Raw genomic sequence first — 17021 nt, forward strand, 5'->3', positions numbered from 1 at the left:
GTTCCAGTCGAGATGACGATCCTAACCTAAATCTACCTATACTGGCATAAATATGCGGTTTGTACGGTCGTTTTTACTTTAAACGATGAGTTTGCGGGCACTTCAAAATTACTTCCGGCCTTAATGTGCTGCCAATCTAAACTACCTGGTAAAAGCGCAGTAAGTTCGCCCTCTATTACATGCATTATTTCTTTCTGAGCCGTTCCGAAGGTATACGCTCCTGGATTAATAACGCCGACAGTCGATTTTCCTTCAGTGCTTTCATAACCTAAGGATTTAACATTGCCATCAAAATATTGGTTTTCAGTAATCATGCTAATTATAATGTTTTTGCTAAGACAGCTTTTTGTTTATCAGCCTGGTAAATCTTTTTATAAAAATCGACGTATTCGCCATATTTTTCAGGGGCATACTTCTTATTGTTCATGGTTTGTGTGCGGTTATAAACAATAGTATTGTCTTTTACACTGAATTTTGCGGTATACGATCCAAATTCGGATGTAATGCTGATGTCTTTTGGTAAAAACTCTACGTTATAACCCTTAGGCAGGACATAACTGATTTCATCATCATCATTATAACCAAAAGGAACGGCAAAATAGGTTTTCCGGTTTTCTACCTTGAGCGGCACATTCTCATGGCGGTTAATCTGGTTTACCACCAAAAACAACTTATCGCCGCCCCTGGTTAGTATAGGATTGGTTTTAAAATTGATTTCTTCTGTAAGTACAGGTACTGTTTTATCGGGTTGTACATATTTGTAACTGGTGAGTTGTGCCATCGGAATGGGGCTACCTTCTATAATTTTTTTCCTGAGTTCAACAGGTTCCATCAGGGTCATTGAAAGATTTTCTTCAAACTGCGCATTGGCATAGGTGGACCTGATTTCAGAATCTGCCGTACCATCTTCGGCCAGTATAATTTTGGTTTTTCTGATCTGGTAGTTTGCCTTCGCATTATAAACAGGCGTATGTACAATTTTGCCTCCGTTTTCGGTAACCATCAGTACATTTCGGTCAGAATTGCTGTAACCAATAAAACCCATTGGCGTGTATTGGCTGGTGCACTCTAAAAAGGTAGTATCTTTTTCAAGCGGGACACATAAAATCATATGGTTGGCCTGCCCCACACTGGAATAATCAGGATTTAGGCTTGGCATATCATTTCCAATTACAATCAGATTTGAGGGGATACCGGCTTCGTTAAGCAAGGCTTTCATGTAATTTGACAGAGCTTTACAGTCGCCATAATTTACCTGTGCCACTTTTTCGGCCAAAATCGGCCTAAAGCCACCGATGCCTAACTGAACGCTTACATACCGGGTATTCTGCTGCAAATGGTTATATAAAATCCTGATTTTCTCTTTAGGTGTTTTAGCATCTTTAATTAAGTTCTGCACCATCAGCCTGGTTGCTTCAGGAAGTTTATTTCCTCCCTGGTTGAGGTTGAATAACCATGAACCGAAATTTTGCCAGTTATCGAAATTTCCTGATGAACCATCGTATTCGAACTGGTTGGGAGCAGCTTTAACCCAGGCACAAACATTATCGATCCCCGTACTTAAAGGCTCGCTTGAAATGGCGGCAACATTAGTGCTTTTCCATTTGTATTGTACCTTTTCACCAATAATTACCGAATCGGTTGGTAAATTACGGCTGGTGAGGTAACGCATTTTGTAGTTTTTTGCCTTTTGGATAGTATAGGCCGATTTTTCTACCGAAACGCCAAAACCTTTAATATCGCGCCACGATGGAAAAGAAAGCAATCCATTATAATCCTGGCTGTAACTATATTCTATCGTGTAAGGATAATTTACGCTTGCAAATTTTAAGAGCTTTAACCTGTTGTCTTCGAATATCGAGAAATCGGAGATCAGGCTTTGGTCTTTAATGTCAGAACTTTTGTAATCTTTAACTTTTTTGCCGTTGGCATCGTAAAGGGTAGCCTTGATGTTGTAAATGCTGCTGAATTTATCATAAACCTCAGCCATTTCGCTATATTCTTCGCCGGCTTTGTTCAAGATGGTGATGGCTACCTTATAATCCATTCTTGCCGCACCCAAACCCTTTATATCGAAAAAAGATTCTTCATTCCTGATTACCACAGCTGCATCGGTTTTCAGGTTTTCAGGAATTTTGGTTACATCGTAATCTGTTTGTGCAAATACACTGCCCATTGATGCCAGTATTCCAATTGCTAAACTTAAATAGTATTTCATTAGCCTTTCTTTTTAAATACGATCTGCTCGGCCTGTTTTTCTACCACGGTTTTAAACAATTCTTTTAAATCGAAATATTCTTCCGGGGTATAAAATGATTTATTGACATTAATGATGCTTTTTACCAGCAGGGTCTTACCTTCCGACAGGTAATTGATGGTGAAAGTGCCATTTTCTTCAGGAAGTTTGTAAATACCACCTTTTGGAAGTTTATCAATTTCATATTCTTCGGGGAAGGTTACCGTAATGCGGTAACTTTCCTTAAATGGATAGGCAAAATCAACAGGGAATTTGCGCTGCTCCAGTTTGAAAAGATTCTCTTTTGTTCTTTCGAAAAGGAGAGGGGTAAAATACACTAGGTTACCGGCTTCTTCTACGTTATCCTCAATCACCACGTCCATACTTTCACTTAACAGCTCATCGAGGTTATCAAGGTTGTCTATTTTATAGGTAGAAACTTCAAGGCCGGTTTTATCTTTTTTGAAAGCTTTAATAAATTCCGTTTCGTTATTGGTTTTCCGGTATTTATTGCGCAGGTTTAATGCTGCATAACCTTTTGAGTACTGGTTGATTTTCCCCGATAGTTTATGCTCTTTATTCAGCACCATATTGTATACAAAAATCTTTTCGCTTGCAATACTGGGTTCGGTAGAAAGCCATTTTCCGTTCAGGCTTTTAAAATCCATATAATAGCCCTGGTGACTCAGGTTTTCGTAATCCAACATCCCGGCGGGCAGATCCTTATCGGTAGCATCAAGGAAATACAGTTGGTTCCCGATCTCGGTTACGGCAATCACATTGTTAAATGCCGATATCAATGGATAACCCGGGTGCATCCCGTTTTCCCTTGTACTGATCAGTACCGGGTAAGCTTCGATTTTTGCCTCTTTTAATAAGCTCAACAGGGCCAGGTTGATATCGCCAGATGAACCCGTTTTCTTTTCGAAGAGCGTTTTAGGATTGGTACCACTCGAATATTTTGAATAGCTTTTATCCCATTTAACATTGTTTTTAACATGGTTCAAAATGAGTTTTACGCTTGCCAGTGTATCTTTTTCCCCCTTTAAAATGCCAGGAAGTGCCGATTTTGCATAACTGTTTTTATTGATATAAGCGCCAAAGTTTTCATCCTGTGCAAGTTCATTGATAATTTTAGACCACGAACCATTGTAATCCCGATAAATATCATTTGGGAAGTTGGTTGACTTCAGCTCGAATTCTATTTTCGGATTGTAGTCATCCATGGTGGTAACATAAGGTTCATCCTTTAGTGCAGGAACATTGGCTACGCAGTATTTATCGTATACTGCATTGGAATTTAAGCCGGATATGTAAGAGGCATTCACATTTTGATGAAGCGGATGATCGATCTGGTAATAGCCACTCATATTGGTCTTATAATTAAAGTATTCGGGTATTCTTACATTATATTCAGACCAGAGTGTTGGAACACTCGACTGGAATTTCCATCCGTGCAGTTGAAATATAAAATCTGATTTGATTTTGTATTTAAATTCGATGATCGATCCTTCCTTTACATTTGGAAGCGCAAATTTTTTAATCACATAGTTTTTATTAAACTCTTCGGTAAATTTGGCGTCCTTGTTGAGCTTACTCGTAATCATTTTGCCATCAACCATGTTATAGGTTGCTGCGTCCATATAATTAAGGTCTTCTTTCGCAGATCCGCTGTTTTTGTAAAGTTCTACCCTGAAATTGGCCAGATCATAACCATTTTTGTTCAGGATTTTATAACGGATATGCCTTTCGAAAACATAAATAAAGCCGTTTGTAGTAGGGCTGATTTCAAAATAACAATCGCCAACATCGAATAATTTAATAGCTGCTGCCGAAGAATCCGGGCCAGAAACCTTGGTTTCAAATTCTGCAGGGGCAATTTTTCCGAATTTAAATTCTCTTTTAACGTTTTGGCCGGTTTGGGCATAGAGAGAGCCTACTCCAATGCAAAGCATTAAAGTCAGAAACCTGAGAGCATTTTTCTGCATGATATAAATAGTTTGTTTGTTGGTGCAATTATAAAAACAATCTTTTAATTATTTAGAAATAATTGTAGGCCGGTACCCAATTTTAAAGGGGCATTATACATCAAGCTTTGCGGTTATACTTCTTACTTAATCACGATACTTAAACATTGGTGATAATCGCTCCATTTAACGCAATTGTCAGACAAGCTCAATATTTAAGCATTTTTATCTTTATGCTTTTATTTTCGCGTTATTTCCGTATCTTTGCCTGGCAAATAATAAATCCTAATTTATTTGCTATGCAACTCGATTCCACAAAATTTATTGCCACAGGTTTAACTTACGACGACGTCCTTTTGGTGCCTGCGTATTCAGAAATTCTGCCGCGTGAAGTAAATACATCTACTTTTTTAACCAAAAAAATTAAACTTAACGTTCCGTTGATCTCTGCAGCAATGGATACCGTAACAGAAGCCGAACTTGCCATTGCCATTGCGCAAAATGGGGGGATCGGGATGTTGCACAAAAACATGACTATCGAAAGGCAAGCAGCTGAGGTGCGTAAGGTAAAGCGTTCGGAAAGTGGAATGATCCAGGATCCTGTTACCTTACTGGAAACTGCGGTTGTGGCCGATGCTTTCAAAATCATGAAAGAACATAAAATAGGTGGAATCCCGGTAGTGAGCAGCGATAATAAATTGGTTGGTATTATTACCAACAGGGATCTGCGTTTTCAGAAGGATATGAAAAGACCGGTTTCTGAAGTAATGACGAAAGAAAACCTCATCATTGCACCGGAAGGTACTACATTGGTACAGGCCGAAGAAATTCTTCAGAACCATAAAATTGAGAAACTTCCGGTAGTAAGCAAAGATGGTTACCTAAGCGGTTTAATTACTTTTAAAGATATTTCGAAAGTTAAAAACTACCCGGTTGCCTGTAAAGATGAACGTGGCCGTTTACGCGTAGGCGCTGCGGTTGGTGTTACAGCCGATACCCTATTAAGGGTTGATGCTTTGGTTGCAGCCGGTGTTGATGTAATTACCATCGATACTGCGCACGGACACTCGAAAGGTGTGGTTGATAAATTAAAAGAAGTTAAAGCTAAATACCCTGATCTGCAGGTTATTGTTGGGAATATTGCTACCGGTGCTGCTGCGAAATTTTTAGCTGACGCCGGGGCTGATGCCGTTAAAGTAGGTATTGGTCCGGGTTCTATCTGTACCACAAGGATTATTGCCGGTGTTGGAGTTCCTCAGTTATATGCAGTATATGAATGTGCCAAAGCATTAAAAGGTACTGGTGTACCGGTTATTGCAGATGGTGGTATTAAACATACCGGCGATATTGCAAAGGCTATTGCTTCGGGTGCAAGTACCGTAATGGCAGGTTCTTTATTTGCCGGGGTAGAAGAATCACCGGGTGAAACCATTATCTACGAGGGACGTAAGTTTAAATCTTACCGCGGAATGGGATCGATCGAAGCCATGGAGCAAGGCTCTAAAGACCGTTATTTCCAGGATGTGGAAGATGATATAAAAAAACTGGTTCCTGAAGGTATTGTAGGCCGTGTGCCGTTTAAAGGTACCCTGGCCGAAGTAATGTACCAGTACATTGGTGGTTTACGTGCCAGTATGGGCTACTGCGGAGCAGCAGATATAGCCGCTTTACAGGAAGCACAGTTTGTACAGATTACTGCTGCGGGCATGCGCGAAAGCCATCCACACGATATTACGATTACCAAAGAAGCGCCTAATTATACCCGATAAGGTTTAAGGCAGAAGGCAAGAGGTAGAAGGTAAATACTTACCTTATCTTTACAGATAAATAGAAAAACGGGGCATCGGTTAAGGATAGCCCCATTTTTTTGTCTCCAGACGGCCCAGTTTCGTGTCATCACGGACTGAAATTTAAATATATGGCTTAGGTGTTTTAGCAGGTCAATTTTCTTTTGAAAATGAGCGGGTCAGTGTCAATGGCACCATTAGCCCTGCTTTCTCTCCAAGTCCTCGCTCGTACCTCGCTGTGGGCTTTTCGCTCTATCAGGTTTATATTACCTTGGTCTGGTGCTGCTTGGCTTAGGCTGCTTAATGCAGAAAATACAAATCAATTACCTCGCCTTGTTTCTTGTCGACACGAACCGAATTTAGCCTAAAAGCCTTTCGGTTTTTAAACCCGCAAGGTTTCCAGGAAAATAAACCATATAAAAATCACAAAATAAAATTTGGCAGTTGGATTTTTTTAATATATTTGTCGACTAAATCTATAGGGTTTATATAATAATTATGAGGACAAATCAAAAATCACGCTTCTATTGTTGTTGTTGCCATGCTAAAACAGTAATCGAATATTTTCGAACGGGACATTAATCCAACAATAAATAAACAAACTATCAACAAATCATGAACAAAATTTTACTCTTTTTCTTTTCATTTTCGCTTTTGGCAAGCATTACTTTTGCCCAAAGTCCGATAACAGGTATTGTAAAAAAATCCAGCGGTGAGCCGGTACCGCGTGCAACGATAAAAGTAAGGGGCACGAACATCACAGTAAGTGCCGATGATAATGGTGCTTTCAAAATTGACGCAAAGCAGGAGCCTCCGTTTTACCTCCAGGTAAGCTCGGTAGGGTACAAACCCCAGGATTTTCAGATTTTAAGGTATCAGGAAACACCTATCGAACTGGTTTTGGTAGAAAGTGCACTTTTAGATGAAATCGTGGTAACCTCGCGCAGGCGTTCGGAAGTTCTGCAGGATGTTCCTATTCCGATTACCGTGATCGGAGGCCGTGCTGCTGAAAATGCGGGTGCATTTAATGTTAACCGTTTAAAAGAATTGGTTCCTTCAGTGCAGTTATATGCCTCTAATGCCAGAAATACAACCCTTAATATCAGGGGTTTAGGTTCAACATTTGGTTTAACCAACGATGGTATTGATCCTGGTGTAGGTTTTTATGTAGATGGTGTTTATCACGCCCGTCCGGCAGCAACCTCAACCGATTTTCTTGATATTGAGCAGATCGAAATCCTTCGCGGCCCACAGGGAACCTTGTTCGGGAAAAACACCACTGCTGGTGCATTCAATATCACCACCACCAAACCAACCTTAACACCAAGCGCAAAAGTAGAATTGAGTGTTGGTAATTATAATTTTATCCAGGCTAAAACATCAGTTTCCGGAGCTTTGGCAAAAGATCTTGCAGCAAAAATTTCAATTTCGGGTACACAACGCGATGGTACCATCTGGAATACCAGGGAAGAGCGCAGATACAGCGGACAGAACAACCTTGGCTTTAAAGGTCAATTGTATTACACTCCTTCAGAGAAATTACAGGTATTGTTAAGTGGCGATGTAAGCATCCAGCACCCGGCAGGTTATCCATTGGTTATTGCAGGTGTAACCACTACCGAAAGAAGTGCATACCGCCAGTATGCCAGGATTATATCTGATTTAGGCTATCAACAACCTAAGATTGATCCTTTCTCAAGGGAGATCAACACCAATACCCCTTGGCGCCACAACCAGTCAATTGGTGGTATCTCAGTAAATGTTGATTACAAAATTGGTAAAGGAACGCTTACCTCAACCACTGCCTGGAGATTCTGGAACTGGGATCCTACCAACGACAGGGATTTCTCTGAGGTAGCAGCGTTAACCAAATCGCAGGGTAATTCGCGCCACGATCAATATTCGCAGGAAGTGAGGTATGCGGGTAACCTAACCGATAAATTAAGTGGTGTAATCGGTGTTTATTTACTGGGACAGAACTTAAAAGGATTATCGCAGACAGAAGAGGTAGGTAAAGATCAATGGCGGTTTGTACAAACCAGTAATACCGGCAGTCAGGCATTATACTCAACTCCTGGTTTGTTAGATGGTTTTGGCATTAAAACCAACTCCACTATTAAATCGTTAAGTGCTGCCGTTTTTGCACAGGTTGATTGGGAAGTTTTAAAGAACCTGCACGTATTGCCAGGTTTACGCTATACTTATGATAAAAAAGATGTTGATTACGATCGGGTAACTTATGGTGGTTTACAAACTAACGATGCGGCATTACTGGCGCTTAAGGCTGCTGTATACGCAAATCAACAGTTTACAACAAAGGTAGATAACAACAATTTATCAGGTAACTTCACCGTATCATACCGCCCAAGCCATAACTTAAATGTTTATGGAACTTTTTCTACCGCTTACAAACCGGTTGGGGTTAACGTAGGTGGTTTGCCAACTACCTCAACGGGAGCAGCCGATTTGTCGGTAGCCGTAGTTAAACCGGAGTATGTACAACATTATGAGCTAGGTGCTAAAACAAAGCCATTTAAAGGTGCTATTGTAAACATCAGTTTATTTAACAGCGATATTAAAGATTACCAGACCAACGTTCAATCGCCACAGCTGGGTGTAAACAGGGGATATCTGGCAAATGCCGAAAAAGTAAGGGTAAAAGGATTAGAAGTAGACGGATCGTATCAGCTGGAAAGATTTTTAACTTTAAATGCTGCTTTGGCTTATCTGGATGGCAAATATGTCAAATTCACCAATGCTCCTCTTCCATTAGAAGAAACCGGGCATACCGAATTGGTAAATGGTGTTGCTACCCAGGTGGCATTTAAAGATGCTTCGGGAGGTAGATTGCCGGGTATTTCAAAATGGAATATCTCTGGCGGTACCGAACTGAGTACAGCAGGTAACCTGGCCACCAGGGAAGGTAGATATTTTATTGCTGGCGATGCCAGTTACCGTTCTGAATATTCATCAAACCCTACACCATCAAGTGTATTGAATGTTAAAGGTTATGCCCTGTTCAATGCAAGGCTGGGTTTCAAATCGGATAAATTCTCCCTATTTGTTTGGAGCAGAAACCTAGCAAATAAAAATTATTACGAGCAATTACAGGCTGCTGCAGGTAACTCTGGTTTATATGCCGGTGTATTGGGCGATCCAAGAACTTATGGTGCAACCATCCGTTATGCTTTTTAATAGTTAAATTAGCTTTTCTCTCTTATATTTGGTTAAAAGGAGCGGTGTAATGCCGCTCCTTTTTTGTACTAAAAAGTACTTAATATTCCCGGTTTACCGGGGATAATCAATATTGATTTTGAAGGCAAAAGTCACATTTCATCTTAAAGCCGGTCCCTGCTTTCCGTTTCTTTCCTCGCTGCCGCTCCACAATCAGGTTTATTTAAACAAGCTGCTAGTTCTCGCAAAGAAACAATGCCATTATTTCTACCGGATGGCCTGTAACAGCTTTGTGCAGAATTAAAATTTATAGAAAGCCAATAAAACCTTAACTTCGGTAAATTTTAAAAAAATGAATAAGCTTAATTCGGTTTGCGTGTACTGTGGCTCAAACTTTAATGGCGATGTACCATTAAGAAATGCGATAAAACAGTTGGCAGAAACATTGGTAAGGCAGCAGATTAAATTAGTTTATGGAGGGGGGAGTGTAGGAGTAATGGGTGTTTTGGCCGACGATGTGCTGGAACTAGGCGGTTTGGTTACCGGTATCATTCCTCAGTTCTTAATGGATAAAGAAGTTGGACATAAGGGGATAACAGAAATGATCGTGACTGAAAATATGCACCAGCGTAAACAGAAAATGGCCGATTTAAGTGACGGATTTGTGATTTTACCTGGCGGTTTTGGTACACTGGAAGAATTTTTCGAAGTGCTTACCTGGTTGCAGCTGGGCCTGCATAACAAACCCATTGGCGTATTAAATGTAAATGGTTTTTACGATCCGCTGTTTGCACAGATGGATATGATGGTCCGGAATAAATTTTTAAAACCTGCCAACCGCGACCTGGTTTTTAACGAAGCAGATGCTGAAAGCCTGATCAACAAAATGGATAATTTTTCTGCCATTCCTGACGAGGTTTGGTTTAGGGAAAGGAATTTAAGTTAACCATGCTACCGCTTTTGGTTGATAACTCATCGTTGATAGTTGAATGGCTAATGTTAGGAATAGAATCAAAAATGTAATCATGATCTGTAGCGTATAAAACGATTAACCTCAAAACAGGAAATTTATAAAACCCGCCATGCGCAAAACGCTTGACACTAATACAAAATAACAATGCAAATTATTACATCCCACGCAGAATTTGAGCAATACCTCGGTAAGGAATTAGGCGTTTCTTCATGGCACACGATTACACAGGAACAGATCAATAAATTCGCTGATGCAACATTAGACCATCAATGGATACATGTTGATGAAGAACGCGCACAGAATGAAGGTCCGTTTAAAGCAACAATTGCGCACGGTTATTTAACCTTATCTTTAATTCCTTATTTATGGAAAGAGATTGTTGATATCCAGAATTTAAAAATGGAAATCAATTATGGTATTGAAAGTTTAAGGTTTGCACAGGCCGTTACGGTTAACAGTAAGGTAAGACTAAAAGCTAAACTGGCTTCAATTATTAACCTGCGTGGTGTAACTAAAGTAAATATGGCTATCGAAATGGAAATTGAAGATCAGAAAAAGCCTGCGTTTAATGGAGAAGTGGTTTTCTTATATCACTTCAACAATTAGCTATCAGTTGTAGCATGTAGCTGATTTTTAACGTTATTAATGAAATAATTATGCAGATGAAAAAGATCAGCACATTGCTCATTTTGGTTTTAGCAGGTTTGTTTACGCTCTCCTGTCAAAAAAAACAGGAGCAAAACCTTGCCTCCGATTCATTTTTGCCGATGCAGGTCGGCAATTTATGGTATATGAACGATCAATCTTATACTGAGATAAAAGATACCGTAAGAATCAACAAAAAACTTTTTTATAAATTTTATTCCGTAGTTGGCGGCGATGCTGGCAGCATCGTTTACCTGCGGATTGATGAGCATAATAGATTGGTAGAGAGTTATCCGGATAGCCCGGATAAAATCTATATCAGGGCAGATTTTAATGCAAAAACAGGGGATAAATTTTTTACCACCGGAGCAAAAGACGAAAACGACAATGAAGTAACTGTTGTTCAAAAATCAGATCAGGAAATGACCTTCTCTTTCGATCCCGTTTATCATCCCAATCTGAAAGGGCATCCCTATGAAGTCAAATATATCAAGGGCAGGGGCTGGGCCGAAAAGTATCAAAAAATAAAAATCGATGGGGTAGTTTATAAAGGATAGTTTGACACTGCTCGTTTGGCAGTTAGCATTTAACTTTCTTTGTAAATAAAACTTTGTACTATTTTCTTTGTATGGTTCCCCGAAGATATAAGAAGATTACCGCAGAAATTTTAAAGTGATAACTCTGCGATCTGTTTGGTTTAAAAAAACAGCGTGAGGTACACTAGGGTTAAGCCTTCCTGTAGACCAGAAACCGATTTGGTCAATACTGTTTTTCTAAAATTAAATTTAAATTGCCTCCATGAATATCGAATTCAATAAAAATGAGGATGTGAATAAACAGCTGGTTTACGAGCTGAAAACCAAACTCAAAAAAATCTATCTTGGTGGAGGCGAAAAAAATGCCGCGAAGCAAAAGGAAAAAGGAAAACTTTTAGCCCGTGAGCGCATTGCCTATTTAATCGATAAAGATTCCAACTTTTTGGAGGTCGGTGCCTTTGCAGCTGATGGTATGTATGCCGCGCAGGGTGGATGTCCGTCTGCAGGAGTAATCTGTGGTATCGGCTATGTAAGTGGCAGGCAGTGTATGATTGTGGCTAACGATGCAACTGTGAAAGCCGGAGCCTGGTTCCCGATGACGGCCAAGAAAAATCTCCGTGCACAGGAAATTGCAATGGAAAACCGTTTGCCGGTAATTTACCTGGTAGATAGTGCAGGGGTGTACCTGCCAATGCAGGATGAAATTTTCCCTGATAAGGAACATTTCGGACGGATGTTTCGTAACAACGCCATCATGTCGTCGGAAGGTATTGTACAAATTTCGGCCATTATGGGGGCCTGTGTAGCAGGTGGGGCTTATTTACCGATTATGAGCGATGAAGCTATGATTGTTGATAAAACGGGGTCGGTATTTTTGGCGGGGTCATATCTGGTAAAATCGGCCATTGGCGAAGAAGTAGATAACGAAACGCTGGGTGGGGCAACCACCCACTGCGAAATATCGGGTGTTACTGATTATAAACACCCCAATGACCAGGCCTGTTTAGATAGTATTAAAAACATCATGAGCATGCTGGGTGCACCTGAAAATGCAGGTTTCGATCGCATTGCAGCGGTTAAGCCAAAACAAAAAGAAGAAGAACTGTATGGCATTTTCCCCGAAAACAGGGATAAGCCGTACGAAATGATGGATGTAATTAACCGTTTGCTTGATGGATCTGAATTTGAAGAATATAAAAAAGGTTATGGTCAGAGTATTATCTGCGGCTTAGGCCGTATTGATGGCTGGGCGGTAGGTATTGTAGCTAATCAACGTAAAGTGGTGAAATCGAAAAAAGGGGAGATGCAGTTTGGTGGGGTAATTTATTCGGATAGTGCCGATAAAGCCTCACGTTTTATCATGAACTGTAACCAGAAGAAAATCCCTTTGGTGTTTTTACAGGATGTTACCGGTTTTATGGTGGGAAGCCGGTCAGAACATGGTGGTATTATAAAAGATGGTGCCAAAATGGTTAATGCGGTGGCCAACTCTGTCGTACCAAAGTTTACCATTGTATTGGGTAATTCTTACGGCGCTGGTAATTATGCCATGTGTGGTAAGGCTTACGATCCACGCCTGATTTATGCCTGGCCAACAGCAAAAATTGCCGTGATGGGTGGCTCGCAGGCGGCAAAAACATTGCTGCAGATTCAGGAAGCTTCTTTAAAAGCAAAAGGAGAGGTTATTACACCTGAAAAAGAAGCCGGATTGCTAAAAGAAATAACCGATAAATACGATAGCCAAACCACTCCATATTATGCCGCATCACGGCTTTGGGTAGATGGGGTAATCGACCCGCTCGAAACCAGGAAAGTAATTTCTATGGGAATAGAAGCAGCTAACCAATCGCCAATTACCAGGAAATTTAATGTAGGGGTAATTCAGACCTAGTTTCTTATGCCAGGCTATATCTTAAGTGTTTTTCATCCGCCACTGTTAATAAGTAAACTATGTTGACAATGTATGCTTGTTAACAATTATTTAAAGCATTAAATTTGCATTACGATTAATGAATTTCAAACACACAATAATATAATGTCACAAGAAAATGAGCACGTTCAGTGCTTAATTATAGGTTCAGGTCCTGCAGGTTATACCGCTGCAATTTATGCGGCAAGGGCTGATTTAAAGCCGGTTATGTATACTGGTATGCAAGCTGGCGGACAGCTTACACAAACTACTGATGTAGAAAATTTTCCGGGTTATCCACAGGGTATCATGGGACCAGAAATGATGGAAGATTTCCGTAAGCAGGCAGAACGTTTTGGTACGGATATCCGTTTTGGTTATGTAAGTTCGGTTGATTTTTCTTCAACACCACATAAAATAGTGGTTGATGAAATTAAAACCATTACAGCCGATACCGTTATTATTGCTACTGGGGCAACCGCTAAATGGTTAGGTTTGCCAAGTGAGCAGCAATACAATGGTTTTGGTGTTTCGGCATGTGCGGTTTGTGACGGTTTCTTTTTTAAAGGACAGGATGTTGCCATAGTAGGTGCCGGAGATACCGCTGCCGAAGAAGCCACTTATTTGGCCAAACTTTGTAAAACCGTGCATTTATTGGTGCGCAGGGACGAATTCAGGGCGTCTAAAGCAATGGTAAGCCGGGTATTGGCTACCCCAAATATTGTGGTACACTATAATACCGAAACACAGGAAATTTTAGGTAACGGTAAAAACGTAACTGCTGTTAAAGTTATCAATAACAAAACCGGCGTTGAATCTGATATTGCTGTAGAAGGTTTCTTTGTGGCTATTGGTCATAAACCGAATACAGATATTTTTAAAGGCCAGTTAGATATGGACGAAACCGGTTATTTAACCACTAAGCCAGGTTCTACCTTAACCAATATCGAAGGCGTTTTTGCCTGTGGCGATGTGCAGGACATGTATTACCGTCAGGCGGTTACTGCCGCAGGTTCGGGTTGTATGGCCGCGCTTGATGCTGAAAGGTATTTAGCCGCTAAAGAACATCCGGTAGAAGCATAACTACAATTAACATAATTTAGAAAGAGAAACCATTACCGGTTTCTCTTTTTTTGCCTCGCAATCAATTTTTATGTAGCATTTTTTCTTATGAAAGCGCAGTTCCTAAGGCCTGCAACTTGCTATTCTCTTTTAAAGGAATGCCACTGTAATTTAAGCCATTTCAAGAATGCCCCGAGTTAGCCTTACAACACCCGGCCCTAAACATCCTTTATTCAGTACTTTTTTTCTCTTTGTCTAAAACCGTAAAAGTTTGAACCAGCCTTTCCCCGTTTTCATCAACTAAGGTTAAGGTATGTTTACCAGGCGGCGGACTAACAGCCAATTGATGAAAGTTAGTGGTGGTACTTACATATTCATTATCGATATGCCAATATATTTTAGTACCCGGATTTCTGTGCGCCGCATTAAGTACAATTTTACCCCTTGATCCATCCAGCTCTAAGGGGATATAAACCACCGCATTGTTTTTAGGGTAAATTACCTCCATTACAGTATTTCCGCCCAAAAGTTCACAACCCTCTTTAAGAGGAGGGAGAGGTTTATAGTCACTATTTTTTATTTTGTAATAGTATTCCATTGCAGGTGGTAAAATAAACCAGCTTTTGTGCTGCATGTGGGTTATACTTTCACATTGATCGGTAACCCTATAGGTACCGGTTCTGTCTAAATGGACCAATTTGTGAAAAGGACAAACAGCCGTCTTTTCGCCTGAAACCGGAACAAGCTCCTGTATGGCATCCGTACAGTATTCTGATGCTTTGTAGCCGCTTAGTTTACAGATTTTAAGTTTTTTGAGTTTGGTTGTAGGAGTTTCGAACCATTTGCCACTTGGAAATAATCTAAAGATATCAAAAAGCACGGGTGCAGCTGCTTCTATTCCTACCAGGCCAGGCCTTCCTTCACCGTCAGCATTGCCTACCCAAACACAAACTACATAGTCTGGTGTTAAGCCAATGGCCCAGGCATCACGAAAACCAAAACTTGTTCCTGTTTTCCATGCCACTCTTTGCGATGAAGAAAATTGTTCCCATAGGCCTTCGTCACCAGGCCTCATCACTTCTTCCATGGCGTTAAAAGTGGCCCAAATTGAACCATGGTCTAAAAAGGAGGTACGTTGATAATCTTTTTCAGTTTTATTGTTGCTGTTGAAATACCTTGCAGGTTTATAATCTTCTGGATTATACAAACCTTTATAGGTATTGAAGTGATTCAGCGTACGTACTAATCCCATGTAGGTGTTGGCCAAATCCCACATGGTTACCTCGCTACCTCCTAAAATTAAGGATAGGCCATAGTGATCTGCGGGCTGGTTTAAAGTACCGATCCCTAATTTCTTAAGCTTATCGTAAAAACGCTCATATTTGTATTGTTGCAACATTTTTACAGCTGGGATATTTAAGGAGCGGCTCAGCGCTTTATCTGCAGCTATGGCACCATCATAGCCAAGATCGTAATTTTGTGGCGAATAGCCTGCTATTTGAGTGGGGATGTCGGGAATGAGTGTGTGCGGCAATATAAAGCCATCATTCATCATACAGGCATAAAGCAAGGGTTTCAGGGTACTGCCAGGACTTCTTGGGGCTTTAATCATATCCACGTGGCTTTGCAATCCGGTATTTTCCGGCTGATAGCTGTTACCTACATAACTGACCACCTGGCCCGTTTTGACATTGAGTACCAGGGCCGCAATATTGTTGATATCGTTTGCCCTGTAACGGTTGTTGTACCGTTTTAACAGCGCATTAACTTTTAGCTGGATATTTTCATCCAGTGTAGAAGTAATTCTGGTAGAAGGAATTTTAAGGCTGGCCCGCTCTGCTTTAAAACGGTTCAATAGATGTGGTGCATTTTGAGGTAAGGGCATAGGCTTGCCCGGAACCGGCTCGAGCTTCGATAAATTAGCGGTAGCCTGATCGATGTATTTTAGCTGGGCGAGTTTATCCAATAAATCGTTTCTCTTTTTGATCAGCCTGGTCGCATTTTTACCGGGATGAACCAACGACGGGCTGTTAGGGAGAACGGCTAATGTAGCCATCTCGCCCCATGAAAGTGTTTTAGCATTGCGGCCGTAATAACGCCAGCTTGCTGCTTCTAAACCAACAACGTTGCTTCCAAATGGTGCATTTGCAGCATATAAGCCTATAATTTCTTCTTTAGAATATTTTACCTCTAAACGTAAAGCTAAAATCATTTCCAGTATTTTTTGCCAAACGGTCCGGTCTTGTTTACGTGATAAACGGATTACCTGCATGCTTAAGGTACTGCCGCCACTCACTACACTTTTTGCCTTCCAGTTTTGACGCATGGCCCTGCCCATGGCCAGTATATCTACACCAAAGTGGCTGTAAAACCGTTTATCTTCAAAAGCAATAATACAATCTTTAAATTTAACGGGGACGCTATCCGCTACAGGGAAGCGCCACTGCCCGTCGCTGGCAATGGCAGCACTTAATAGATTGCCGTTGCTGGCCTCAATAACATAGGAGGTAGGCGTTTTGAAAAGCTTTGATGGTAATGAAAAAAGGAAAGCCAAAAGCAGTGCAAAGCAGATGAGATCGGAAATAAGGAAAGCTTTTGAGATTTTGTTCATTCTGCTGTTGAAACCCATCAGGTTTTAAACCTGGTAGACTTAATTTATTTTGTTATTTTATTTCGGTTCGTGGAGACACGAACCATGGCTATTTATTAAAGTATTGTAATTTAACTGCATT

The 17021-nt window shown here is 40.6% G+C and carries 11 protein-coding genes; 7 read left to right on the top strand and 4 right to left on the bottom strand.

Annotation, left to right across the window (positions count from 1 at the left end; genetic code table 11):
* Nucleotides 1-32: 32 nt before the first annotated feature.
* Genes ppnP through GGQ60_RS02550 form a run of 3 tightly spaced genes read right to left on the bottom strand, consistent with a single transcriptional unit; the run spans nucleotide 33 to nucleotide 4224 of the window.
* Nucleotides 33-314: a pyrimidine/purine nucleoside phosphorylase gene (gene ppnP / locus GGQ60_RS02540; RefSeq protein WP_183759821.1), complete on the bottom strand. Its 282-nt coding sequence runs from the start codon at nucleotides 312-314 to the stop codon at nucleotides 33-35.
* A 5-nt stretch (nucleotides 315-319) separates the two neighbouring features.
* Nucleotides 320-2218, bottom strand: coding sequence for a DUF3858 domain-containing protein (locus GGQ60_RS02545; RefSeq protein ID WP_183759822.1), 1899 nt, complete (start codon nucleotides 2216-2218; stop codon nucleotides 320-322).
* Entirely contained in the window at nucleotides 2218-4224 is a 2007-nt protein-coding gene (locus GGQ60_RS02550; RefSeq protein ID WP_183759823.1) for a DUF3858 domain-containing protein, read from the bottom strand. Before GGQ60_RS02550 ends, GGQ60_RS02545 begins: the two co-directional genes overlap by 1 nt.
* A gap of 278 nt (nucleotides 4225-4502) precedes the next feature.
* Between GGQ60_RS02550 and guaB the strand changes: the two genes are divergently transcribed.
* From guaB to trxB, 7 genes are all read left to right on the top strand, one after another.
* Nucleotides 4503-5972 carry an IMP dehydrogenase gene (gene guaB / locus GGQ60_RS02555; protein ID WP_183759824.1) on the top strand — a complete coding sequence of 490 codons (1470 nt, stop codon included), beginning with the start codon at nucleotides 4503-4505 and terminating at the stop codon, nucleotides 5970-5972.
* A gap of 633 nt (nucleotides 5973-6605) precedes the next feature.
* Complete coding sequence (locus GGQ60_RS02560; RefSeq protein ID WP_183759825.1) at nucleotides 6606-9185, top strand: TonB-dependent receptor; 2580 nt, start codon at nucleotides 6606-6608, stop codon at nucleotides 9183-9185.
* A gap of 331 nt (nucleotides 9186-9516) precedes the next feature.
* The gene (locus GGQ60_RS02565; protein ID WP_183759826.1) at nucleotides 9517-10110 is read left to right on the top strand and encodes an LOG family protein; all 594 of its coding nucleotides are present in this window, start codon (nucleotides 9517-9519) and stop codon (nucleotides 10108-10110) included.
* 171 nt (nucleotides 10111-10281) lie between these two features.
* Nucleotides 10282-10743 (top strand): MaoC family dehydratase, encoded by a 462-nt coding sequence (locus GGQ60_RS02570; RefSeq protein WP_183759827.1) that lies wholly within the window; start codon nucleotides 10282-10284, stop codon nucleotides 10741-10743.
* A 56-nt stretch (nucleotides 10744-10799) separates the two neighbouring features.
* Entirely contained in the window at nucleotides 10800-11339 is a 540-nt protein-coding gene (locus GGQ60_RS02575; protein WP_183759828.1) for a hypothetical protein, read from the top strand.
* A 241-nt stretch (nucleotides 11340-11580) separates the two neighbouring features.
* Nucleotides 11581-13209, top strand: a complete 1629-nt coding sequence (locus GGQ60_RS02580; RefSeq protein WP_183759829.1) for an acyl-CoA carboxylase subunit beta — start codon at nucleotides 11581-11583, stop codon at nucleotides 13207-13209.
* A 144-nt stretch (nucleotides 13210-13353) separates the two neighbouring features.
* Nucleotides 13354-14310, top strand: a complete 957-nt coding sequence (trxB, locus tag GGQ60_RS02585; protein WP_183759830.1) for a thioredoxin-disulfide reductase — start codon at nucleotides 13354-13356, stop codon at nucleotides 14308-14310.
* 208 nt (nucleotides 14311-14518) lie between these two features.
* Here the strand turns inward: trxB and pbpC are convergent, their stop codons facing one another.
* On the bottom strand, nucleotides 14519-16900 hold the full coding sequence (pbpC, locus tag GGQ60_RS02590) for a penicillin-binding protein 1C (RefSeq protein ID WP_183759831.1): 2382 nt from the start codon (nucleotides 16898-16900) through the stop codon (nucleotides 14519-14521).
* Between the last annotated feature and the right edge of the window lie 121 nt (nucleotides 16901-17021).

This window comes from Pedobacter zeae (genome assembly GCF_014196715.1).
GTDB lineage: Bacteria > Bacteroidota > Bacteroidia > Sphingobacteriales > Sphingobacteriaceae > Pedobacter > Pedobacter zeae.

Excerpts from the sequence above, each read along its gene's own strand:
- GGQ60_RS02545 (WP_183759822.1), bottom strand. The coding sequence starts at position 2,218 with ATGAAATACTATTTAAGTTTAGCAATTGGAATACTGGCATCAATGGGC.
- guaB (WP_183759824.1), top strand. The coding sequence starts at position 4,503 with ATGCAACTCGATTCCACAAAATTTATTGCCACAGGTTTAACTTACGAC.
- GGQ60_RS02565 (WP_183759826.1), top strand. The coding sequence starts at position 9,517 with ATGAATAAGCTTAATTCGGTTTGCGTGTACTGTGGCTCAAACTTTAAT.
- GGQ60_RS02560 (WP_183759825.1), top strand. The coding sequence starts at position 6,606 with ATGAACAAAATTTTACTCTTTTTCTTTTCATTTTCGCTTTTGGCAAGC.
- GGQ60_RS02550 (WP_183759823.1), bottom strand. The coding sequence starts at position 4,224 with ATGCAGAAAAATGCTCTCAGGTTTCTGACTTTAATGCTTTGCATTGGA.
- GGQ60_RS02580 (WP_183759829.1), top strand. The coding sequence starts at position 11,581 with ATGAATATCGAATTCAATAAAAATGAGGATGTGAATAAACAGCTGGTT.
- ppnP (WP_183759821.1), bottom strand. The coding sequence starts at position 314 with ATGATTACTGAAAACCAATATTTTGATGGCAATGTTAAATCCTTAGGT.
- trxB (WP_183759830.1), top strand. The coding sequence starts at position 13,354 with ATGTCACAAGAAAATGAGCACGTTCAGTGCTTAATTATAGGTTCAGGT.
- GGQ60_RS02570 (WP_183759827.1), top strand. The coding sequence starts at position 10,282 with ATGCAAATTATTACATCCCACGCAGAATTTGAGCAATACCTCGGTAAG.
- GGQ60_RS02575 (WP_183759828.1), top strand. The coding sequence starts at position 10,800 with ATGAAAAAGATCAGCACATTGCTCATTTTGGTTTTAGCAGGTTTGTTT.
- pbpC (WP_183759831.1), bottom strand. The coding sequence starts at position 16,900 with ATGAACAAAATCTCAAAAGCTTTCCTTATTTCCGATCTCATCTGCTTT.